The 22,274-nt window shown below is 43.8% G+C and carries 20 protein-coding genes, 1 pseudogene and 1 other annotated feature; of the genes and pseudogenes, 5 read left to right on the top strand and 16 right to left on the bottom strand.

Features of this window, described 5'->3' with window-relative positions; genetic code table 11:
* Positions 1–12: 12 nt before the first annotated feature.
* The 7 genes from OCU36_RS02470 to rhaB all read right to left on the bottom strand — a co-directional run bounded on the left by OCU36_RS02470 (position 13) and on the right by rhaB (position 7,063).
* A complete protein-coding gene (locus OCU36_RS02470; RefSeq protein ID WP_261838894.1) occupies positions 13–807 on the bottom strand; it encodes a helix-turn-helix domain-containing protein in 795 nt (264 codons plus the stop codon).
* Between the two features lie 175 nt (positions 808–982).
* A complete protein-coding gene (locus OCU36_RS02465; RefSeq protein WP_261838893.1) occupies positions 983–2,125 on the bottom strand; it encodes an iron-containing alcohol dehydrogenase in 1,143 nt (380 codons plus the stop codon).
* A gap of 8 nt (positions 2,126–2,133) precedes the next feature.
* Positions 2,134–2,934, bottom strand: a complete 801-nt coding sequence (gene rhaD / locus OCU36_RS02460) for a rhamnulose-1-phosphate aldolase (RefSeq protein WP_261838892.1) — start codon at positions 2,932–2,934, stop codon at positions 2,134–2,136.
* Entirely contained in the window at positions 2,931–3,245 is a 315-nt protein-coding gene (rhaM, locus tag OCU36_RS02455) for an L-rhamnose mutarotase (RefSeq protein ID WP_261838891.1), read from the bottom strand. Before rhaM ends, rhaD begins: the two co-directional genes overlap by 4 nt.
* A gap of 9 nt (positions 3,246–3,254) precedes the next feature.
* Positions 3,255–4,280, bottom strand: a complete 1,026-nt coding sequence (locus OCU36_RS02450; RefSeq protein WP_261838890.1) for an L-rhamnose/proton symporter RhaT — start codon at positions 4,278–4,280, stop codon at positions 3,255–3,257.
* Positions 4,281–4,352: 72 nt separating this feature from the next.
* Positions 4,353–5,612 carry an L-rhamnose isomerase gene (locus tag OCU36_RS02445; RefSeq protein WP_261838889.1) on the bottom strand — a complete coding sequence of 420 codons (1,260 nt, stop codon included), beginning with the start codon at positions 5,610–5,612 and terminating at the stop codon, positions 4,353–4,355.
* A 14-nt stretch (positions 5,613–5,626) separates the two neighbouring features.
* The gene (rhaB, locus tag OCU36_RS02440; protein WP_261838888.1) at positions 5,627–7,063 is read right to left on the bottom strand and encodes a rhamnulokinase; all 1,437 of its coding nucleotides are present in this window, start codon (positions 7,061–7,063) and stop codon (positions 5,627–5,629) included.
* A gap of 366 nt (positions 7,064–7,429) precedes the next feature.
* Between rhaB and OCU36_RS02435 the strand changes: the two are divergent.
* Positions 7,430–8,047 (top strand): annotated as a pseudogene (locus OCU36_RS02435) (IS6 family transposase).
* Between the two features lie 192 nt (positions 8,048–8,239).
* Here the strand turns inward: OCU36_RS02435 and OCU36_RS02430 are convergent.
* Entirely contained in the window at positions 8,240–9,667 is a 1,428-nt protein-coding gene (locus OCU36_RS02430) for an alanine/glycine:cation symporter family protein (RefSeq protein WP_261838887.1), read from the bottom strand.
* Between the two features lie 708 nt (positions 9,668–10,375).
* On the opposite strand from OCU36_RS02430, the gene OCU36_RS02425 reads away from it, so the two are divergent.
* Positions 10,376–10,564, top strand: a complete 189-nt coding sequence (locus OCU36_RS02425; protein ID WP_261838886.1) for a DUF3545 family protein — start codon at positions 10,376–10,378, stop codon at positions 10,562–10,564.
* A gap of 196 nt (positions 10,565–10,760) precedes the next feature.
* Here the strand turns inward: OCU36_RS02425 and OCU36_RS02420 are convergent, their stop codons facing one another.
* From OCU36_RS02420 to nfo, 3 genes are all read right to left on the bottom strand, one after another.
* On the bottom strand, positions 10,761–11,312 hold the full coding sequence (locus tag OCU36_RS02420; protein WP_261838885.1) for a hemerythrin domain-containing protein: 552 nt from the start codon (positions 11,310–11,312) through the stop codon (positions 10,761–10,763).
* 86 nt (positions 11,313–11,398) lie between these two features.
* Positions 11,399–12,079, bottom strand: a complete 681-nt coding sequence (gene ung / locus OCU36_RS02415; RefSeq protein WP_261838884.1) for a uracil-DNA glycosylase — start codon at positions 12,077–12,079, stop codon at positions 11,399–11,401.
* 400 nt (positions 12,080–12,479) lie between these two features.
* Positions 12,480–13,388, bottom strand: coding sequence for a deoxyribonuclease IV (nfo, locus tag OCU36_RS02410; protein ID WP_261838883.1), 909 nt, complete (start codon positions 13,386–13,388; stop codon positions 12,480–12,482).
* Positions 13,389–13,714: 326 nt separating this feature from the next.
* Between nfo and grcA the strand changes: the two genes are divergently transcribed.
* Entirely contained in the window at positions 13,715–14,092 is a 378-nt protein-coding gene (gene grcA, locus OCU36_RS02405; RefSeq protein WP_261838882.1) for an autonomous glycyl radical cofactor GrcA, read from the top strand.
* A gap of 69 nt (positions 14,093–14,161) precedes the next feature.
* Here grcA and thrC read toward each other — a convergent pair whose 3' ends face one another.
* The 3 genes from thrC to thrA are packed head-to-tail and all read right to left on the bottom strand — an operon-like array spanning position 14,162 to position 18,875.
* The gene (gene thrC, locus OCU36_RS02400) at positions 14,162–15,445 is read right to left on the bottom strand and encodes a threonine synthase (protein WP_261838881.1); all 1,284 of its coding nucleotides are present in this window, start codon (positions 15,443–15,445) and stop codon (positions 14,162–14,164) included.
* A complete protein-coding gene (thrB, locus tag OCU36_RS02395; RefSeq protein ID WP_261839674.1) occupies positions 15,442–16,398 on the bottom strand; it encodes a homoserine kinase in 957 nt (318 codons plus the stop codon). The genes thrC and thrB overlap by 4 nt, the downstream gene beginning before the upstream one ends.
* A gap of 17 nt (positions 16,399–16,415) precedes the next feature.
* Entirely contained in the window at positions 16,416–18,875 is a 2,460-nt protein-coding gene (gene thrA / locus OCU36_RS02390) for a bifunctional aspartate kinase/homoserine dehydrogenase I (protein ID WP_261838880.1), read from the bottom strand.
* 29 nt (positions 18,876–18,904) lie between these two features.
* Positions 18,905–19,023 (bottom strand) — a sequence feature (Thr leader region).
* 315 nt (positions 19,024–19,338) lie between these two features.
* On the opposite strand from thrA, the gene OCU36_RS02385 reads away from it, so the two are divergent.
* Positions 19,339–19,815 (top strand): ribonuclease regulator, encoded by a 477-nt coding sequence (locus OCU36_RS02385; RefSeq protein ID WP_261838879.1) that lies wholly within the window; start codon positions 19,339–19,341, stop codon positions 19,813–19,815.
* A 93-nt stretch (positions 19,816–19,908) separates the two neighbouring features.
* Here the strand turns inward: OCU36_RS02385 and OCU36_RS02380 are convergent, their stop codons facing one another.
* The gene (locus OCU36_RS02380) at positions 19,909–20,394 is read right to left on the bottom strand and encodes a putative 4-hydroxy-4-methyl-2-oxoglutarate aldolase (RefSeq protein WP_261838878.1); all 486 of its coding nucleotides are present in this window, start codon (positions 20,392–20,394) and stop codon (positions 19,909–19,911) included.
* 577 nt (positions 20,395–20,971) lie between these two features.
* Here OCU36_RS02380 and arcA point away from each other — a divergent pair.
* Positions 20,972–21,688 (top strand): two-component system response regulator ArcA, encoded by a 717-nt coding sequence (arcA, locus tag OCU36_RS02375; RefSeq protein WP_261838877.1) that lies wholly within the window; start codon positions 20,972–20,974, stop codon positions 21,686–21,688.
* Between the two features lie 136 nt (positions 21,689–21,824).
* On the opposite strand, the gene OCU36_RS02370 is transcribed toward arcA, so the two are convergent.
* Complete coding sequence (locus tag OCU36_RS02370; protein ID WP_261838876.1) at positions 21,825–22,268, bottom strand: hypothetical protein; 444 nt, start codon at positions 22,266–22,268, stop codon at positions 21,825–21,827.
* Positions 22,269–22,274 lie beyond the last annotated feature (6 nt).

Raw genomic sequence — 22,274 nt, 5'->3', positions numbered from 1 at the left:
AGTAACCGTTAATCAACGCTGATAGTCGCGAGGCGTGTAGCCGGTTGCCGACTTAAATTTAGTACTGAAGTAGTTGCTGTCGTTAAAGCCAACAAAGAAGGCAACTTCGGTAATAGATCTTCCCTCTGATAAGAGCTTTTTAGCTTTGTTTATTCGAAGTGCATTGATGAACTTATTGGCTGAGATGCCCGTCAGCGACAAAATCCTAGAATTTAGCGCGGCTGATGGAACCTCAAATTTCTCACATACGTGGGCGACTAAGAGTTCGCAATCTTTATAGTGGTCGCAGATATAAACAATGGCTCTTGTCACATTATTACTGGTTCCAGTGTGGACGATCAATCTATCTATTTGCAAAAGCAACTGTTCAAACAAAACCGAGATCATTACCTCAGCGTGGTCACCATCTGCTTTCTGCTCGTTCTCTATGAGTCTCACGGTATTCATGACTTGTTCAAAGGACTTTTCGGTAACCAAAATGTCGCTCATATTGCCCTCTATCTTTTTGAGGACATTCGCTGACTCTTCTCGAAGATTGATGGCATTTTTTTTATAGCAGATGTTGAATAACTGAAGATCATTGGTGCCTTCGTAAAGGTGGTAATCCTTGTCTGTAACTAAGGTCACCATTTGGGGGAGAATCACTTTCTGCGCATCATTTTTTACATGTATGCCGCTACCGTTGCACGCAAACACAAACTCTGAAAAGTCATGTCCGTGCTCTGGGAAGTCATTTTGAGGTGTACGATTAATGGCATAAATAGACGGATTTCGCCCCATATAATCATCAGATTTTAGCAACAACATAGGGCATCCTCTTTATTAAGACTGTGTATTTTGCTTAATTTAGGGATAGAAAATAGAGAACAGCGCCGCACTTCGAAACAAAGAAGTTTAATAATGCTGCTGGTTTTGTTTTAAATCATATAGCCAACAAATAAAAAAGTGGCCATTCGGCCACTTTTGTTTAATTAAGATGAAACTAAAGAGCTCGAGTGTATAACTCTAACACTTGTTTTGCCGACATAGGGCGTGGGTTACCACCTGCACATGGGTCAGCTAGAGCATCATCTACCCAGCTAGCAATGTCTTCTTCAGTTACCCCTAGTTCAGCAAAGCCTTTCGGGATATTAACGCGCTCGTTCAAAGACTTGATGGCTTCGATTGCAGTAAAGCTCGCCTCTTCGATAGATATGTTCGAAGTATCTACGCCCATCGCTTCTGCTACTTTTGCAAACTTTTCAACACAGTTTTGTCTATTGAATTCACAAACAACTGGAAGCAAGATCGCGTTACAGACGCCGTGAGGCAAATCTTTATGTGCGCCTGCAGGGTGAGCCATTGCGTGAACCATACCTAAGCCTGCGCTATTGAAAGAAAGGCCTGCCACAAACTGGCCTTGAGCCATCATTTCACGCGCTTCTTTGTTTTGGCCATCTTCTACAGCCAAAGGTAGCGACTGAGCAATCAGGCTAATTGACTGAAGCGAGATATAGTCAGTTAACTGGTGAGAGCCAACAGATACGTACGATTCAATAGCGTGAGTAAGAGCATCAATACCTGTAGAAGCGGTAACGCTCGCTGGTATGCCTAGCATCACAGATGGATCGTTAACTGATACGTCCGGAATGATCTTATCTGAAATGATAACGTGCTTAACCTTTGTCTCTGTATCGGTAATCACAGCATTACTTGTCACTTCAGCAGCAGTGCCTGCAGTCGTGTTGATCGCGTAAAGAGGGCAACCAATGTTCTTTACTTTTTCGACGCCATTGAACTGTGCAATCGCGCCTTCGTTTGCAGACAGAATACGAATCGCCTTGCCAGTGTCAATAGAGCTTCCACCACCAAAGGCAATAACGTATTTAGCATTTTTTCTTGTAAACTCGTCGTATGCAGCTTTTACGGTATTTGTGTCAGGATTAGGCTTGATTCCATCAAATAATGTAAAACGCAGAGGACTTGCAACAAGTTGATCGATGTGACCAAGTTTTACCATTGCAGGGTCGCAAATTACCATACCGGTTTCTTCGCCATGCTCGGCGACAATACGCTCGATTAATGCACCGATTGCACCGTATCCAGAAAGATTAATCTTTGGGAAAGCTAGTTTAAAAACGCTCATTTCAGCCCTTATAAATTGAATTCAGTTTTTAGAGTATCCATATCTTCTTGAGATACACCTTGAGGCTCAAAGCCAGACGCAAGGCACATCAAGTGCAACTTCGCGCCTTTATTCGCTACATCTACAAAATCAAATGCCTGCAGAGCGTCATCGCCTGATGCAGTAGCGCCATGCTTTTCCCAAATAGCAACGTCTCGTGTCTCAAGAGCCTCTGTGGTCTTGTCTGCTAACTCTTCAGAAGACGGCAGGCAATAAGGGATCATGCCGATACCTTTAGGAACAAACGCACGCACTTCTGGTAGCATTTTCCAGCACGCATTAGTAAATACGTCACTGCTAGCGTTTAAGATAGGGTGGTGCGATAGAGCGATTAACTCGAGCGGGTGAGTGTGTACGACACATTTGTGTGTTGAACCAGATGCGCGTTTTGACTCGAGAATTTTGATGTGGCTAATGAACTCAGAAGTTGGTGCAAAATCTGAACTTGCTTCGCCGCCCCAAAGGATTTTGAAGCCGTGTGCGTCATCAGTGATTTGAAGAACGCAGCCTGCATAAGATGGGTCACGAAGCTCACGAATGCGCTGACCGGTGCCTTTCACATAATAGATGCGACCTGCGCAGCTAATCGGTAGTTGTTTGCCTAAACGCTTTTCAGAAAGCTGCGCATCTTCAACTTCGCCATAAATATCGGTAACGTCGACTGAAATATTGCCACCATTGCGCTCAGCCCATTCACGTTCCCACAGATACTGTGCGGCTTCGCTAACTTTGTTTATTTCAGTGGTAACTGCTTTGTTTAGTGTTTTCATTTTAAGTAAAAAACCTCTGATAAATTGCGACTCTTTGGAGAGTTATCTGCGTTAGATGGCATTACATCTTTCATGTATGACCACCATTCTTGACATTCTGGTGTTTGAGCTACTGCCGCCCAACGCTCTTCGTCTTCTACTTCTGCATAAGCAAATAACATGTTCTGTGTTGGTAGAAGATGAATTGAATAGTTGTGCACCCCGTGTGATTTGAGGACGTCTACAAGACGCCCCCATATCTCATCGTGACGCTTTTGGTATTCTTTATGTGAGTCTTTGTTAACCCACATAACAAAAGCTTTTCTGATCACAATAATTCCTTAAATCATGCCGATTCCGACAATGTTTGCTGCTGCGGTAATTACCAATAAGCCAGCGATTAAGATACGTACCGGTCTTGTTCCAACGCCTTTCCACTCGGCCATAACTAGGCCAATGATGCCGCCAAACAACACGTAGCCACTCATATGCAGCATCCAGTTGATGTAGCCTAGTTGCTCTGGCACTGACGCTTCGCCCCAGCCATAAAAGAAGAACTGCAAGTACCACATGATCCCGCCTGTTGCGGCCAAACATAAGTTTCTTAGCATCTGGCTTTTAGGAAGAGATAGGTCACGCGCGATGGAGATATCTTTGTTGCGTAGGATATTGAATAAACAGAAAGCGAAGTTAACGAAAGCGCCGCCGCCCATGATGAAGCCGTATGCAGGCATTGCTACGTATAGATAGTTAATACCCATTGCTTCAGATTGCGCTTTGATAGGGCCTGCCGCTGCAAGACCAAAAGCGAACCCTGCAGAGAAAATTCCGCAAATAATGGCAAGCGTTACGCCTTTTTTAAGGTTAAATTCTTCAGACGTTTCTCCAAGAATCTTTTCCTTTTCATTGCCTGCGTAGGTCACAATTACGATGCCAATTAGAGCAACGAAAATACCCAGCATTGTCCACATACCGCCATCTGAAGAGATAACATTCATTAGCTCGCCATTAATAAGAGGCGGCAATAATGTACCGACAGCTAAGTTCAGTCCGATAGCGATACCAATGCCCATAGATAGGCCTAAATAACGCATTGTCAGACCATAGGTGATGTTACCTATTCCCCACAAGGCACCGCAAAATACGAGAGTTACGAGCGTGCTTGTTGGGATGTGGGAATAGAACTCCCCCAGATCCGGAACGAGCATGGATGTAACCAACCAAGGCATGATAATCCAAGAGAACAGGCCGCCAATTGACCACATTAACTCCCAAGACCAACCTTTTACTTTTTTATAAGGCGCATAGAACGCGGCCGCAGAAGCTGCCCCGACCAAATGCCAACCTATACCGGCTACTACAGACATCACGTTTCCTTTTTCGAATATTGGATTTAGTTAAATAAGGCCACTCTATGGTGACCTTTTATTGTTTTGTTATTATCGTTCTGCTAGCACTTCGGCTTCATAAGTTTTGACATCATTTAGCCAAGCTGAGCCTACTGGAACATCATTAATATGGCAGAAGTAATCCCAAACCGCTGTCCAAGGTGCAGAGTGCGCCTCTTCTGTTAGCGCAAGACGTGTTGTGTAGTCGAACGCCTCTTCCGCATTTTTAATTGCTTCTGTTGGCTCAAGCAGCGCCTTCATCAATGCTTTTTGTGCATTACGAGTACCAATAACCCACGCTGCGATTCTGTTAATTGAAGCGTCAAAGAAGTCCAAACCAATCGCAACGCGATCAAGCAGTTTATTGCGCACGATTTCACGCATGATTGCCTGAGTTTCGTCATCGAAAGATACAACGTGATCAGAATCCCAACGAACAGGGCGAGTAACGTGTAAAAGCATGTTGTCTACAAACAATGAACAAGTGCTGATTTTGTCGCTAATCATTTCAGTTGGGTGAAAGTGGCCAGCATCAAGACAAAGGTCAATATTGCGCGTAGCAGCGTAGCCTAAGTAAAACTCGTTGCTGCCAACGGTGTAAGCTTCAGCGCCTATGCCGAACAGTTTGCTCTCTACAGCATCACGGTGGAACTTAGTATCGATTTTCTCTGCCAGCGCTTTATCTAGAGAGTCTGCAAGACGTTGACGAGGAGATAAGCGGTCTGCAGGCTGATCTTTCATGCCATCTGGAATCCAAATGTTCATGAACGACGGAGTGCCTAATTCACGACCAAAGTGCTCAGAAATTTTGCGAGATGCTTTAACATGCTCAATCCAGAAGTCGCGAATGGCTTTATCTGGGTGAGAAAGAGTAAGGCCGTCAGATGCTTTAGGGTGAGAGAATAGAGTCGGGTTGAAATCAAGACCTAGTTCGTTTTCTTTTGCCCATGCTACCCAGCGATCGAAATGCTCAAGTTTGATTTGGTCGCGTTCAATTACTTCATCAGTGTCAATGTAAATTGCGTGTAGATTAACGCGCTTTTTACCGCCGATTAAGCTAAATGCTTTTTCCATATCTTGACGCAACTGTGTTGGCGTTGTCGCAGCGCCCATGTAATCGCCGGTAGCCTGAATACCGCCAGAAAGTTCTTGGTCTGGGTTTTCGAACCCGCGTACGTCATCGCCTTGCCAGCAGTGAATAGAAATTGGTGTTTCAGCCAGAGTCTCTAGCGCTTTTTCGACGTCGACACCTTGTTGTGCAAATACTTCTTTCGCTGCTTTAAAGTTCGAGATGATTTGTTCAGATTTCATTGTTTTTTTCCTTATTAAAGAATTTTTTTGTAGTTTGCTTTGATTGCTTCAAGTCCTTCGATATGACTTGGCTCATAGCGCACTTTCGAGCAAGACGCCTCGATAATCTGGCGAGCTGACTCGGTATTCGATATCTTGCCGATTGCTATCATTTGGTTGGTTACATTGCCTAACGCAGAGGCCTCTACCGGTTCGGTAATGGCAGGGATTTCGCAGACATCCGCGCACAGTTGATTAAGAATTTTGTCTTGTGTGCCGCCGCCAACAATTCGAATGGATTGGATTTCTCTTTCGCTAACTTCTTTGATGTTTTCCAATGCGGTTGAGTAAGCCAAGGCCAGAGAATCGTATACACAACGGATGATTTCAGAGAACGTTGTTGGGGCCTCTAGATTGCGGCTCTTGAACCATTCAACGATGGCTTGAGTCATGGATTCTGGGTTCAAAAACGCATTGTCATTTGGATTAATTACGTACTTAAATGGGGTGGCTCTCTCAGCCATTAATGCCATGTCAGAAAAGGCAAGCGAAGGGTTCTCAGCTCGTAAGCGTTGAACAAGCCACAATCCCATGATGTTTTTCAGAACGCGGTATCGACCTTCAACACCACCTTCGTTTGTGATGTTGTATTGATATGCGAGTTCGCTTGTGAAAGGTTCGAAGCTTTCGATCCCTAACAAAGACCACGTGCCTGAACTTAAATATGCAGTTTTGTTATCAACTGGGGCAGCCGATACAGCAGATGCTGTGTCGTGGCTAGGGATCGAAATTACCGGAATGTCACAGCAATGACGTGTGAATCGCCCAACCACTTTGTTTGGTAGGGTAGGCTCTAAGAACCAAGACTTTTTAGCGCCACAAGCTGTAATTAGCTCTTCATCCCACTCCTTTGTTTCGCAATTAAGAAGTTGGCTTGTTGAGGCATTTGTATACTCACAATGCTTCAGGCCAGACAGTTTGTAATTTAGGTAATCTGGGATAAATAAAAGCTTATCTACGCGCTCTAACCATGCAGGCTTTGCGTCAATGATCGCTTTTAGTTGATAGATCGTGTTGAACGTTAGAAACTGAATTCCGGTGGTCGTATAGATGTCTTTGTGGGTAATAGAGCTGTCAGACGTCAGCTTATCAATCATGCCTTCAGTGCGTTCATCGCGATAACTCACAAATTCGCCTAGATGTTTGCCGAATCGGTCTAGCAGGACAAAGTCGACGCCCCAAGTATCGATTCCAAGTGAATCAATCTCGATACCGCTTGCAGCAACTTTAGATATGCCTCTTTCAATTTCTTCAAGGATTGCATATAGATCCCAACATGATTGGCCATTGCAAATGACCTGAACATTCGGGAATCGATGATATTCCTTCAATGAAACTTTGGAGTTTTTTAGTGTGCCAACCATCACTCGACCGCTCGATGCGCCCAAGTCGACTGCGATAACATTGCTCATACTTATGACCTCTAATTTGCTTGAGGTCATTTAAGCGCGCGTCATGAACTAATAACTTAAAAAAAAATAGATATAATTCGTTTGATGGTTATTTTTTCAAGATAACGGGGATCTAAGTCTAAATTCTTATACTTAGCAAGATGAGAGGGTGGTCTGCCACGCCTCTAATTAGATTTGCGACAGAACCAAACATTGAGATCCCTTACCTTGAACTAAGTGCCGTTACGTTAAATTGAGGACCTACGCACAACAATATCTATGTAAAACATAAATTATTCTTGATTTTTAAATACAAAGGGTTCTGTCGCAAACTTTGAGTCATTAAGTTAAGATTTGCTTCATTTCTATTCATGAGACGGATTCCTAATGTTTAAAGGCTGCCACTTCCCTTCTGAAGTTATTCTCGAAACCGTACGTTATTACTTCGCCTAAAACTCAGTTATCGTGAAATTGAAGAGATTCAATTAGAGCGCGGTGTCGTTGTAGCTCACGCCACGATTAATCGTTGGGTTATCAAATTTACGCCAATATTAGAGCACAAAGCGAGGTGTAGAAAGAAGCCCGTGTCTGACTCGTGGCGAATGGATGAAACCTACATCAAAGTAAAAGGCCTGTGGGTCTACTACTACCGAGCCGTCGATAAGTTTGGGAAAGTGATCGATTATTATCTTAGCCCTAACCGTGATGAAGCTGCTGCTAAAGCCTTTCTGAATAAGGCGATTGCACAAAATGGTTTACCAAGCAAAGTCGTCGTAGACGGAAGTAAGAGTAACTACGCGGCCATTGATTCGATGAATGTACAGCTCTAGTTGACGGGGTATTTTATGCTCTCCTTGGTAGAGATTTTGGACATTAAATATCTGAACAATATCGTTGAGCAGAGTAACTGTTGGGTGAAGCAAAAAACACGTCAAGCGCTGGGTTGGAAGTCAACGGAAGGAGCCTTGGCCAGTTTGCATGGGCGAGAAGTGTGGACGATGTTAAAACAAGAGCAGATAGATATTGAAGGGCAGACGGCCTTTGAGCGATTCTACGCACTCATAGTATAATTGTATCTCTAGGGTTGGTCTGCCACGCCTCTAATTAGATTTGTGACAGAACCCAAAAAAAAGACCAAGGTCGAAACCTTGGTCTTTCGGGTTATTCTAGGATGAGCGGATTGTCGCTCCAACAAGCTTACTTGTTATTGTTATCCCAAATACCCTCTTCCAACTGAGCCTTAAGCTCAGGGAAATCATCAGTATTAAACGTTGGTACTTTACCTGCATCCAATTGACGGTTGTAGTCTTTCGCTAGTTTAATCACGATGCCCGATAGCAGGATAATCGCCACCAAGTTAACGATCGCCATTAGGCCCATCGATACGTCAGCCAATGCCCACACCGTTGGCAATGTCGCGAGAGACCCGAACATCACCATACCGAGCACGACGAGACGGAACATCACTAGGCCCTTCTTGTTGTTATGCTCTAAAAAGATCAGGTTCGTTTCGGCGTACGAATAATTTGCAATGATTGAAGTGAAAGCGAAGAAGAAAATCGCTACCGCGACAAAGATGCCGCCCCATTCGCCAACTTGCGCTGTCAGGGCGCGTTGCGTTAGTTCGATACCGGTAACTTCACCGTGTGGTACATACTCACCAGACATCAGGATGATGGCTACTGTAGCTGAACAGATCACAATCGTATCCATAAACACGCCTAGCATTTGCACGTAACCTTGTGATGCTGGGTGCGGTGGATAAGGCGTAGCAGAAGCGGCTGCATTTGGCGCAGAACCCATCCCCGCTTCGTTCGAGAACAAACCACGTTTAATGCCGTTAATCATCGCTTGTGCGATGGCGTAACCTAGACCACCCGCTGCTGCTTCTTGCAGGCCGAACGCACTCTTGAAGATAAGAGCCAGTACTTCAGGCACTTTCTCAATATTCGCGAACATCACGTACATAGCGATCGCTAGATAAGCTAATGCCATGATTGGAACGATGATTTCTGCTGTACGTGCAATCTTACGGATACCACCAAAGATAACGAATGCAGAGATGATGACGATACCAACACCAACGTAGCTACGCTCAAGGTCGAATGCTGTGTTCATTGCACTTGCAATCGCGTTTGCTTGAACCGCGTTGAATACCAGACCGAATGCAATGATTAGGAAGATAGAGAATAGAACCCCCATCCAGCGCATGCCTAGGCCTTTCTCCATGTAGTATGCAGGGCCGCCGCGGTAGTTACCGTCGTTATCACGCGTTTTGTATAGCTGTGCCAGTGTGCTTTCTGCAAACGATGTTGCCATACCTAGCATGGCGATTAGCCACATCCAGAAGATAGCACCAGGGCCACCCGCGGTTAGCGCTACAGCAACACCTGCCATGTTACCCGTACCTACACGAGCAGCGAGACTGGTACAAAGAGCTTGGAAAGAAGAGATACCAGCACTGTCTGCTTTACGGCTGTTTCTAAGAACAGAGAACATGTGGCCGAAATGGCGGAATTGAATGAAGCCTAGTCGTACAGTGAAGTAGATACCCACACCAACCAGTAAGTAAACTAAGATAGATCCCCACAGGAGATCGTTCATCAAATTGATTAAGTCTGTCACGTGAACCTCGTAATTGAGTTTAAGCACCGATCATGCTTCCTAGCCTTCCTCTTAATCGCCTATGCCTCTGTCAATGTTGTGTCGGCACTCTTGTTATATTCTTGCGGCGATTGAGACTGTAAATGTCGCTTCATGCATCCATTTTACGTATCAGTGTATTTTTTGACGGGCGGATAATGCAGCGAGATGGCTTAAAAATCAATATGCAAACACACTTATATTAAAATGACATTTCACTAATAATACACCTTTTGTTAACAGCATCAAAAACAATCACCCTCAATAAAAGTCACATTATAGGGACATAATCTCAACAACAATCCGCCCCCAACCAAAACAAAAACATCATTCTATAAAATTAACACCAACCTAGGTTGTACAAGGTATAGTGACGATCTGAGGATTTTTCTAGAACAACTCGATTCCCATACTGCACTGCACAATGAGCGACTTAATACGCTAGAGTCAAAGTGATATTCCTTTCGCACAATGAATTAACATTCAAACACGTTTAATTTAATTGTTCATGCCAATCTGTTTGCCTGTTTTTTATACTGCAAATAAAAGAAAATGTGTGAGTTTGCATAAAAAAAAGAACAAAACATTCATGAAAATGAAACAAATGAGAAACAAATCAAGGTTATTGTGAGCCTAAATATGATATTTATTAGCTCGCAAGCACGAGTCCCACGGAAGGAGATATGGCTTATGGATAGCTTTCAATTCGATGAAATATCAGAACTAGAAATGCCTCGATCAACTCAAAAAGCACGCTCAAAACCACTCAAGCGTAAGTGGCGTGAAATCGAAGCCATCAATGATCGTAGGCAGCTTGAGAAAGAGCTGAGAGAGATGAACCTAGGTCTTGACTTCGACCTTGACGATATAAAGCTTTAATCAGCACGATAAGAAATTAGATAGTAAAAGGCACCTATATCGGTGCCTTTTTAATATCTGGGCTAGCTCACCGATTCAAAGCGTCTTTTTGAACGCCAATGATCGATGACAAAGGACGAGTGAGTATAAAATGACGAATAGAAAAAGCACCTCTACATAGAGGTGCTTCAATACTCATACTAACGGTGCTTATAGACTAAACACACTCTTGTTCATTTTGTCGCACACGGGCTGCAAGCTGACGGTATTGATCGGCAATCGTCTCTCCAAAGACGGGGTCGTTTTCAGGTTGAAGCCATTGCGATTCGACCTCTTGCCAATCTTTAACAGTAAATGACTCAACAATCATTGGCAGTACATGCTTTTCTTCAAATTCCATGTGCTTTCGCTGCGCCTCAACAAAGGCTTCAAGCTGTTCAATAAACACTTGCTGAGGCACGACTGCATCTTGGAGGATCATATCGACTAAAGCCAAAAAGTCGGCCGTTTTTTCCGAAAGCAATTGATGCTCTAGCTCCAGATCTTCAATGACTTGGTCACTTCCATATTGCTTGAGGTAATAACGATAAATGACATCTTCTTTAGGATGATGCACCTTTTCCGAATGATTCATCAAATAGTGAACCACCTCCGCGATCAAGCTATAGTTTATTTCATGCTCTTGTTTTAGACACTCTAATTTATTATTGAGAATCGCCAGCAAACGAGCCATATAGCCATGTTCTCGTCTTATCCTTTCAATCATCATAGTATTGCACTCCATTACACCTACTGTTTACAAGTGTATACGAAGATGCTTATTTATGGTTTGACCCTGCTCAGAAAACCATCAATCTACAGTTCTGTGGGTAACCGCCAATCGATAGGTTGTTGATCAAGCGAAGAAAGCAGCTTATTGGTTATTGAGAAGTGCTGACAACCAAAGAAGCCACGGCGTGCAGATAGTGGCGATGGATGAGGCGCAACCAAGACATAGTGCTTGTTCGTATCAATCACTTGGCCTTTCTTTTGAGCGTGTGCTCCCCAAAGCAAGAAAATGACCGGTTCCGAACGTTGATTCAACTCAGCGATGATCGCATCAGTAAAATGTTCCCAGCCACACTTTGCATGTGAGTGCGCTTTGGCCTCTTCTACCGTCAGTACCGTATTCAACATCAACACACCTTGTGACGCCCATGCATCAAGATATCCATGATTAGGGATCTCAAAGCCCTCTATATCTTGAGCGAGTTCTTTGTACATATTACGCAGCGAAGGCGGAATTTTAACACCAGGCAACACGGAGAATGCTAAACCGTGAGCTTGGTTGGCACCGTGATAAGGGTCTTGACCTAAAATAACCACTCGCACCGACTCAAAAGGCGTCACCTCGAAGGCACTGAACACCTGTTCCTGTGGAGGATAGACGGTTTTACCACTATTGCGTTGCCGTTCAACAAACGCCAGCACACTCTGAAAGTACTCTTTTTCACGTTCATCACTAATAATGGATTCCCAAGTCTTTGGTGCGCTCATCGTTTTACTTCCCAATCATCAAGGTTTTTAGGGGGATCTTTTGCCAGACAAAAAAATAGCGGTATCGGCTAACGGTCCTAAATAAGGCTCTAGTTATACCTCATACCGCTATCAATAAACATGATGTGTAGGGTTCACTTGTTGATGAATCATAATAATCAGTTCAAGTTGTGTTTATCTCGATTAACCACTTTTCTGCTGTGTACGATGGTGACCATGGTTATGCACATGACGGTTTGGTGTTGGTAAACGGCGTGCGACAGCAATAGTTGAAGTTTGGGTGATTGAATACATAAAGGCACCTCCTCTAAGACATCGTGAACTACATATTCACTTTAAGACTATGAAAGAAAGGTGCCAATTTTTAGAAAGAGACGGAAATAAATTTTGCCCTCTATTATTACGCTTCTTCGCTCGCTAGCGTTGCTGAGCGATGAAACATTCTAAGTTGTTGAATTTCCTCTTTCCAGATCGTCGAATCAATAGTTTCCAAGATAAGAGGGATACCATTAAAGCGCGAATCAGAGGCAATATACTCAAAACAATCCCAGCCAATTTCGCCTTTTCCTAAAGAATGGTGTCGATCGACTCGGCTCGCGAACTCAGCTTTTGAATCATTGATGTGCATTGCTCTTAGATAGTGCATACCCACGATGCGGTCGAACTCAGCAAAAGTATGCTCACACGCCTCTTTGGTACGTAAGTCGTAACCAGCCGTAAACGTATGGCAAGTGTCTAAACACACACCCACACGTGACTTATCTTCTACCTGATCGATAATTTCAGCTAGGTGCTCAAACTTCCAACCTAGGTTAGTCCCCTGCCCTGACGTATTTTCAATCACGGCGATAACGTCAGGCACCGCTTGATGAGCTAAGTTGATCGATTCAGCAATCTTAGCCAAACATTCGCTTTCTGAGATTTTCTTTAAATGACTCCCTGGATGAAAATTCAAAAGCGTTAATCCAAGTTGATTACAACGCTCCATTTCATCAATAAAAGCAGCGCGTGATTTCTCTAGCTTCTCTTCTTCTGGCGCTCCTAGGTTAATCAGGTAAGAGTCATGAGGAAGAATGTGCTCAGCACCAAAGCCTAACATTTTGCAATTGGCTTTAAAGGCACTAATGGTCTTGGCTTCTAGCGGTTTTGCCGCCCATTGTCTCTGGTTCTTAGTAAACAGTGCGAACGCATTGGCGCCAATTTCACGCGCACGCATCGGCGCCTGATCAACACCACCCGCTGCCGATACATGAGCGCCAATAAACTTAATCTTGGTTTCAGGTTTTGAGGATGAACGATTGTTTGTCATTAAATCACTTTACACTTTCAGAATGCTGGTTAAATAAAGGGCCGTATCGATTGTAGTTCAATAAAAACACAACAAATGTAGTAAACTTACAACAAATTTGGCTGTTAAATATTTTTTATACTTTAAAATATTTTGTAATTGTTTTGTTTTCAAAGGTTTTATTGATTTACCTCAATATAATTACCTTTGTAAAAATATGGTTTTTGGTTGTTTTTTGACTTAAATCAATGTTAACCTTGCGGGTATTAGGTATACATTACCCAGCTCAATAAAAATCGAAAGTTAACACCATAATCAAACCACATTCAGTGGACTAGGAGATAGTTATGATCCAAGGTATTCAAATTACTAAAGCAGCAAACGATGACCTATTAAACTCAATCTGGCTACTAGACAGCGAAAAGAATGAAGCTCGTTGTGTTGTTGCTACAGCAGGCTTCGAAGCTGACCAAGTTATCTCAGCAGCAGACCTAGGCGACTACGAAAGCCGCGAAGTAGCAATTGAAGCAGCTCCTCGCATCGAAGGTGGCCAACACCTAAACGTTAACGTTCTTAAGCGTGAAACACTAGAAGATGCTGTTGCTCACCCAGAGAACTACCCTCAGCTAACGATTCGTGTTTCTGGTTACGCAGTGCGTTTCAACTCACTAACACCAGAGCAACAACGTGACGTTATCGCTCGTACTTTTACTGAGTCTCTATAATTTTTAGAACTTAGATTCGAATACAAAAACGGCGCTCATCGAGCGCCGTTTTTATTTATTCGATGGACGTTACGGCTGAACTCGACGAAGCACGGTTTTTAGCGCTTCAAAATCATTGTCTAAATCTTCAGACAACAACGCCATCGCAGCGTGTTTAGCCAGTGGGCCAGGCAATTCAATATCTGTACCTAAGATATCATCGACCACTTCTTTGAATTTAGCTGGGTGTGCCGTACATAAGAAGATGCCGGTTTCGTTCTCTTGCAGCTGCTCTTCCAATAAACGGTAAGCAATTGCACCATGTGGTTCACATAGGTAGCCCTGTTCTTTTAGATCGCGAACGGACTCTGCGCTCTGCTCATCAGATACCTTACCTTTACCCAAAGTATCTAAGCCCCAACCTTTCAGTTGGCAAAGCTCTTCGATACGAGGCCAATTGTTTGGTTGGCTGACATCCATTGCATTTGAAGTCGTTGCAACCGTTGGTTTTGGCTCCCATAGCCCTGTTTCAAGATAACGAGGAACGGTATCATTTTCATTGGTTGCTGCAATGAAACGCTTAACCGGTAAGCCCAACGCTTTCGCTAATAGGCCTGCTGTTAGGTTGCCAAAGTTACCACTTGGAACAGAGATCACGAGGTTGTCACGTTGCGCTTTAGTCAGCTGAGAAGCCGCCTCAAAGTAGTAACAGATCTGAGCCATCAAACGGCTGATATTGATTGAGTTTGCAGAGTTTAAGCCAATCTCTTTGCGCAACTCTGCATCGTCAAACGCCTCTTTAACCAGAGCCTGACACGCATCAAAATCACCATTAATGGCGACGGTATGAATATTTTTACCTAACGTACAAAATAGCTTTTCTTGTAGTGGGCTGATTTTACCTTTCGGGTATAAGATCACGACATTGATGTTTTCCATGCCGTAGAAAGCATGCGCAACCGCTGCGCCAGTATCACCCGATGTTGCTGTAAGAATCGTGATCTGCCCGCCATCAGAAACCGCCGCTAACGATTGAGCCATAAAGCGGCCGCCAAAGTCTTTAAATGCGAGTGTTGGGCCATGAAACAGTTCCAGTGCGTAAACACCATCTTTCACTTGATTGATCGGCGCAGGGAATTGGAATGCCGCATCCACTAATTGATCAACCTGTTCTTTTGGTAATTCATCACCAATCAATGCAGACAAAATCTTTGAGCTACGAGGGACAAAGTCCTCTGCTAGCAGCGCATCGATATCATCAAACCTTGGCAGTTCAGATGGAAAAAATAGACCTTGATTACGACCTAAACCTTGACGAACGGCTTGGCCAAAAGAGACTTGTTCATCATTTTCTTTGATATTGTACAGCTTCATAACTCACTTCCTGTAACGATCGAACCTTGCTTATCTAGGCGACAAACGTGGACGAATCCTTCTTCATTTTGTACGTAATTTTGTTCTAACCAGCGTGCAACACGCTCGGCGACATCTTGTTGTTTGCAAATACTAAATAGCGTTGGACCACTACCGGAGATCCCCGTCGCCAATGCTCCCGCTGAGGTTGCGTATTTACGCGCATCAGCAAACCCTGGCAGCAGTTTCTCACGATATGGTTCGGCAATCACGTCTTTGATCATCTTCGCGGCTAGCTCCGGCTGACCAGAGTGGCACGCGTGGATAAAGCCGGCTAGATGACGGCCATGGGCAATCACATCCTGACGACGATACTGAGAAGGCAAGATCTCGCGCGCCTCTGCTGTTGAAACCTTAATCCCCGGATACGCCATTACCCAGTACCAATCATCAAAACACGGTACTTCTTGGCTAATAATACCTAACTCTTCGAGCATTAACTGCACACCACCAAGATAACATGGTGCAACGTTATCATAATGGATACCGCCTGAAATCTTACCTTCCATTTCCCCCATTAGAGCCAGCAGTTCAGTTTCATTCAGGGGCTGGCCATGAAAACGGTTTAGCGCATCCAGTGCCGCGACAATTGAACATGCACTTGAGCCTAAACCAGAACCGATAGGCATGTTCTTTTCTAGTGTCATTTCCAAAGGCTTAAGCGCAACACCTTTTTTATCAAGCTCTCGAGAGAACACCACCCAGCAATCGTAGACAATGTTTTCTTTGGTTTCAGTTGGCAGCTTAGAAACAAAGCTGCCTGCTGTTTTAAGTGAGAATGATTCATCACCAGCTTTAACCATAACTCGGTCGCCCAGCAGTGTACCATCCACAGGAGACACTGCGGCCCCCAGCACATCAAATCCTACACTCACATTACCGATTGATGCAGGAGCATAAACGACAACATCCATATCACTTGAACTCATTCCTAAACTCCTAATTTCCAACCAAGAGTACGCATCACATCAGAGAATACGCCGGCTGCTGTTACTTCAGTACCCGCACCGTAGCCACGAAGTACGAGAGGGATCGGTTGGTAATAACGGCTATAAAATGCCAGCGCGTTCTCGCCATCTTTAATCTTGAACATTGGGTCATCGCCATCAACAGCAGCGATACGAACCTTACACTTACCTGCCGCGATTTCGCCAACATAACGAAGTACTTTGCCTTCTTCTGCCGCGATTGCTGTCTGCTCTTGGAAGTAAGCATCCGCTTCTGGTAGGCGAGCCATAAACTCTTCAACCGTGCCTGAATCATCAAAACCCGGTGGTAGTGCTTGATCGACTTCTACATCTTCTAACTCAAGTGCCATGCCCGCTTCACGAGCCAAAATGAGCAGCTTACGCGCTACATCCATTCCGGATAAGTCATCACGAGGGTCAGGCTCAGTAAAGCCGTTATCTTTTGCGATATTGGTTGCTTGGCTTAACGTCATACCTTCATCCAACTTTCCGAAGATATAAGACAATGAGCCAGACAGAATGCCATTAAACTTCTCAAGCTCATCTCCCGCAGAAATTAAGTTCTGTAAGTTTTCAATGACGGGAAGGCCTGCACCAACGGTTGTCTCATACATCAGCTTACGACGCGAGCTACGTGCAACTTCACGAAGCTGATGATAATAAGCCATGCTTGCTGTATTGGCTTTTTTATTGGGTGTGACTACGTGGAAACCAGACGCTAGGAAGTCTGCGTACTGTGCAGCGATGGTTTCGCTAGATGTACAGTCGACCAATACAGGATTGATGATGTGGTTACGTTGAACCAGAGCCGCTAAACGCGCTAGGCTGAATTCTTCCGTCGCACTCGACATGCGGTCGCGCCACTGCTCGAGTGGTAGCCCGTCGCTGTCTAGCAACAAGCCTTTACTGTTTGCTAAACCACATACGCGAATCACGATGCCTTTGTCAGCCAATTTACTTTGTTGACGTTGGATCTGGTCAACAAGCTCACCGCCCACACCGCCAACACCAACAACGAATACGTCAAGGAAGTGCTTAGAGTTAAAGAGGTTCTCGTGACACGCTTTAATCGCTTCTGAAATTTTATCTTCAGGAATCACGGCAGAAATCGCACGCTCAGATGATCCTTGAGCAATAGCAACAATATTGACATTCACTTCAGCCAAAGAAGAGAAGAATCGAGAAGCAACGCCACGAGAAGTGCGCATACCATCTCCCACCAGCGTCACGATTGCCACATCATCCATAAACTCAACCGGTTCCAATAGGCCATCTTTTAGTTCAAGTTCAAACGCATCGGACAACACTTGCTTGGCTTTCACTTTATCAGCCGATTCAATACAGAAGCTAATGCTGTACTCTGAAGAAGATTGGGTAATTAGGACGATAGAAACCCCGGCTGAAGACATCGCACCGAATACACGACTCGCCATGCCTACCATACCCTTCATGCCTGGGCCTGATACGTTAACCATGGTTAGGTCGCTAAGCGTCGTGATACCTTTTATCGCAAGGTTATCTTCGCCAGTATCTTGACCAATCAAAGTCCCAGCTCCCTGCGGGTTAAAGCTGTTTTTGATCAGACAAGGAATATGGAATTGTGCGATAGGAGCGATAGTCTTCGGGTGTAGTACCGAAGCGCCAAAGTAAGAAAGCTCCATCGCTTCTTGGTAGCTTAATGATTTAAGAAGACGAGCATCATCGACTAAACGCGGGTCACAGTTATAAACACCGTCTACATCTGTCCAGATCTCACAGCAATCAGCACGTAGACACGCAGCAAGAACCGCAGCCGAGTAGTCAGAACCATTACGTCCGAGTGTCACTAACTCGCCTTTTTCATTACCAGCAGTAAAGCCCGGCATGATGTTGACATGACCTTGTGGAAGTGGCGATTGGCGGAAGTTCTGAGTCGAGACATCCACATCAACCATCGCTTCAAGGTGATCACCTTTAGCGTATAGGTATTGAACTGGGTCAATCAGGCTTGCTGGTTGGCCTTTCGCTTCAAGTACCGCTTTCATCAACTGGATTGAGATTCGCTCACCTTTACTGATGATTCGAGCATTGACGTGATTGGGGCACATGCCCAGTAGATTAATACCATTCACGAACTGTTTCAGTTGAGCAAGAGACGTATCCACTTGCTCTTGAAACGCAGCCCCATCAACCGCTGGCAATACCGTTTGAATCTCTGTAAACAGATCCGAAAATGAGGATTCGATCTCTGTAATTTGAGCGTCTGCTTCACCATTTTTTAATGCTGCTTCAATTACAGCAACTAGCTTATTGGTTGTTTTTCCTGGAGCCGATAGTACAACGGCTAGCTCTTCTTGCTGGGCATTATTGGCGATAATATCAGCCGCTCGTAAAAAACGATCAGCATCAGCCAATGATGAACCTCCAAACTTTAAAACGCGCATCCCTTTCTCCATAAGTCATAAAAATGGTACAAAAAAAGGCCTGTATCTTGTTGGATACAGGCCTTTTTTTTAAAATATGTTACTTAGCAGCCTGCCCCAACAATGTAAATGTCGGTAATAATAATGGTGGTGGTCATTACTAGTGGGCTTACGTGCTGCATATCAATTTCTCTGTTTGTGCTTTACTCTACGTGTACCAATTTTTACCACCAGACGTCAATGAAAAGTTGCATCTTTTTTACATTCGCATCATTTTTCAGAGCAAACCATCATTTCAGGGGTAAAACACCCGATATAAACGTCCCATTCCAGATGCACGATTGAGTCAACAACCAATAGGTCACGATGACACATATCGGCCTAATAAAATATTGCACCAATTGCACAGCAAACGTACCGTTATTGTGCTTTAATTGAACGACGGGGCTCGTAAAACAATAACAAGGGTATCAGGAGTGATAAAGTGAAGAGGCTACTTATTATTTTGTCCTTTATTGCACCTGTTGTTTGCTCTGCGAATAGCCTCCCCAGATTCAATAGCTTACCTCTGCTGGCGAACCCAATAGACCACTCTTATCATAAATTCTTTATCTCAACACAGAACGCCTCTGGTGAAAGCTTTGATACATGGAAAATAGACAGTGGCTATTCCTATCGACTCTTTTCTGATGTTGATCTTTATGTCGGTACACGAATCAATAGCGCTTCACTTAAAAATGAAAATGGTTTTTTGAGTGGCGTAAGTTATCAACTCTCAGATAGGATCTCGTTCAACAGCTCCCTGCATACTTATAAAGATGATTCCGAAGACAGAGAAAATTCAGTTGCCGCAGAGATATCAAGCCGAGTGCAACTGACCGAAAATCTAGATTTGCATGCCACCCTTGACTATGAAGAATGGCAGCAAGGTGTTGAAGTCGGATTAGGGTTTAGATTCTAATTTGGTCGAGCTATTATGGATAAAACCGTAGATTGCGTCTTAACTCTAAAGTTTATATCGACTAACCAATCCAATGACATTACGTCTAAACCTTCAAGCTTCAATTAATAATTCAGATGAAATTAAGACCCCATTCCAATCAGCATAAATGTAATCACCTGGCTGAATCAGCTGATTATGCACAGAAAGAGTCACATTAACCTGCCCCACTCCACGTTTCTCGGTTTTAAATGGTGATGTGCCAAGTGCCTGCACACCAAGATCCATTTGAGACATCATCCCAACATCTCGCACTGCACCGTTCACAATCACACCTTCCCAACCATTCTCTATAGCGAGAATCGCCAATTGGTCACCAAATAGCGCTCTCTGACACGAACCATTGCCATCAACAACAAGCACTTTTCCACAGCCTTCACTCTCTAAAACCTCGCGAACCTTGGAATTATCGTGATAACAACGAACGGTTACAATTTCCCCCCAGAACGCACCACGTTGACCAAAATTCTGCAATGGTATGTTCAATAATGTGAGTTTGCTTTCAAACTCATCACACAAGTCGGGTGTTATATCGTGCATATATCCTCCGTGAGTGAAGCGTTACCTGTTAAGTCAGATGCGCCTCGATACATTTATATGTTATTAAAATTAATCCCTTTCCCATGGTTCCACGCTCCATTCAATAGAGAATCACCATTGATTGAGCATATTTATCTACTAAATTTTAAAGACAGCTTTCAGTCCCATTCGTTCATATTCTTGTGTTTAACCGAAAAGCAGGTGAGAACCATATCGAATAATCATTCTTTTTTTATTACTAAATACTCACCATAACATTGGTTGAGTTGTAGCCATACTATTAAAGTTTGTTGCGATACGGCAATTGATGTAAATCAACAAAGTGAATGGAATTAACATTCTCGTATTGTTAGCATGCTGTTAACATTATAGAATCCTCTGCAATTACTAAAAGAATGATTAAAAGGCGTACTGGATCTACGTTATTGGGCAATACTTCAAGGAAGGCAGATAGCTAGAAGTAAGTGTTTTTTTGAAAACTTTACGTTATCATCAAAATTCTATTACCTGTATGTTACTTTTTTGCCTAGAATTTATTCTACTAACACAGTTTCGTCACAAATTTAGGTACCGCCAAATGCAAACCCCGCAGATTCTGATCGTTGAAGATGAGCAAGTAACTCGTAACACTCTAAAGAGTATTTTTGAAGCAGAGGGATATGCTGTTTTTGAGGCTAGCGACGGTGAAGAGATGCACCAAGTGCTATCTAACAACCAAGTTAACCTTGTTATTATGGACATAAACCTTCCTGGCAAGAATGGCCTATTGCTTGCGCGTGAATTGCGTGAACAAGCAAACGTAGCGCTTATGTTCTTAACGGGTCGTGATAACGAAGTTGATAAAATACTTGGCCTTGAAATTGGTGCAGATGACTACATCACTAAGCCTTTCAACCCACGTGAACTGACTATCCGTGCTCGTAACCTTCTTAGCCGTTCAATGAGCACAAGCTCTGTTCAAGAAGAAAAACGTATTGTTGAGAAGTATGAGTTCAACGGTTGGGTACTCGATATCAACAGCCGTTCTCTGGTTAGTCCAGATGGCGAAGGCTACAAGCTACCTCGTTCAGAGTTCCGAGCTCTACTTCACTTCTGTGAGAATCCAGGTAAAATCCAAACTCGTGCAGACCTTCTTAAGAAGATGACTGGTCGTGAGCTTAAACCACACGATCGTACTGTAGACGTAACAATCCGTCGTATTCGTAAGCACTTTGAATCAGTTTCTGGTACACCAGAAATCATCGCAACGATTCACGGTGAAGGCTACCGCTTTTGTGGTGACCTAGAAGACTAAGTCGATTGAACTTATCACTGGTTAGCATTGCTAACCAGTCAGTGTTTTTAACAATCGAAGCGTAAAATCAATAGTGATAAAAAAGGGAGAATGCCAACGCATTCTCCCTTTTTATTATTCTTAATTGAATCAGTTTTTAGTAAACCGTATCCACCTTAACGTTTTTCTCGACCAGCCACTTCACAATTTCACCGTCTTTAAGCTCAACGGCTACGTCTACTGGCTTTTCGCTGTCGATCTCTAACTGCCATACAAAAGCAACTTCCCATTGAGTTTCACTGTGAGTTTTTAAATCAAGATCGTCGGCGGTGACCAACAAGGTATCCGCCCCCTGCTTAACCGTAACACTCTCAACTGCAAGCGTCGCTGGAAGTTGTGAGTCAGACTCTAGGTAGATAGAACCGTATAGTGTCTTATCTTGAGCCTCTTCGATCGTTGGCATCTTGCTGTGCCAAAGGTTACTTTTCATGGTGACGGTCGCTTCAGATACTTCAACTTGATTATCTTGTTGCCACTCTACTTGTGGGGCAGAGCAGCCGACTAACGCCAAAATGCATGCGACGAATGCTAATTTTTTCATGATTCT

The organism is Vibrio artabrorum (genome assembly GCF_024347295.1).
In the GTDB taxonomy this organism is placed as follows: domain Bacteria; phylum Pseudomonadota; class Gammaproteobacteria; order Enterobacterales; family Vibrionaceae; genus Vibrio; species Vibrio artabrorum.
Note: the sequence above shows the minus strand (reverse complement) of the source record. Positions and strands in the feature narration are given on the sequence as shown.

Coding starts and splice junctions, on each gene's coding strand:
- OCU36_RS02470 (WP_261838894.1), bottom strand. CDS start 807: ATGTTGTTGCTAAAATCTGATGATTATATGGGGCGAAATCCGTCTATT.
- OCU36_RS02465 (WP_261838893.1), bottom strand. CDS start 2,125: ATGAGCGTTTTTAAACTAGCTTTCCCAAAGATTAATCTTTCTGGATAC.
- rhaD (WP_261838892.1), bottom strand. CDS start 2,934: ATGAAAACACTAAACAAAGCAGTTACCACTGAAATAAACAAAGTTAGC.
- OCU36_RS02450 (WP_261838890.1), bottom strand. CDS start 4,280: ATGTCTGTAGTAGCCGGTATAGGTTGGCATTTGGTCGGGGCAGCTTCT.
- OCU36_RS02445 (WP_261838889.1), bottom strand. CDS start 5,612: ATGAAATCTGAACAAATCATCTCGAACTTTAAAGCAGCGAAAGAAGTA.
- rhaB (WP_261838888.1), bottom strand. CDS start 7,063: ATGAGCAATGTTATCGCAGTCGACTTGGGCGCATCGAGCGGTCGAGTG.
- OCU36_RS02425 (WP_261838886.1), top strand. CDS start 10,376: ATGGATAGCTTTCAATTCGATGAAATATCAGAACTAGAAATGCCTCGA.
- OCU36_RS02420 (WP_261838885.1), bottom strand. CDS start 11,312: ATGATGATTGAAAGGATAAGACGAGAACATGGCTATATGGCTCGTTTG.
- ung (WP_261838884.1), bottom strand. CDS start 12,079: ATGAGCGCACCAAAGACTTGGGAATCCATTATTAGTGATGAACGTGAA.
- nfo (WP_261838883.1), bottom strand. CDS start 13,388: ATGACAAACAATCGTTCATCCTCAAAACCTGAAACCAAGATTAAGTTT.
- grcA (WP_261838882.1), top strand. CDS start 13,715: ATGATCCAAGGTATTCAAATTACTAAAGCAGCAAACGATGACCTATTA.
- thrC (WP_261838881.1), bottom strand. CDS start 15,445: ATGAAGCTGTACAATATCAAAGAAAATGATGAACAAGTCTCTTTTGGC.
- thrB (WP_261839674.1), bottom strand. CDS start 16,398: ATGGATGTTGTCGTTTATGCTCCTGCATCAATCGGTAATGTGAGTGTA.
- thrA (WP_261838880.1), bottom strand. CDS start 18,875: ATGCGCGTTTTAAAGTTTGGAGGTTCATCATTGGCTGATGCTGATCGT.
- OCU36_RS02380 (WP_261838878.1), bottom strand. CDS start 20,394: ATGCACGATATAACACCCGACTTGTGTGATGAGTTTGAAAGCAAACTC.
- arcA (WP_261838877.1), top strand. CDS start 20,972: ATGCAAACCCCGCAGATTCTGATCGTTGAAGATGAGCAAGTAACTCGT.
- OCU36_RS02370 (WP_261838876.1), bottom strand. CDS start 22,268: ATGAAAAAATTAGCATTCGTCGCATGCATTTTGGCGTTAGTCGGCTGC.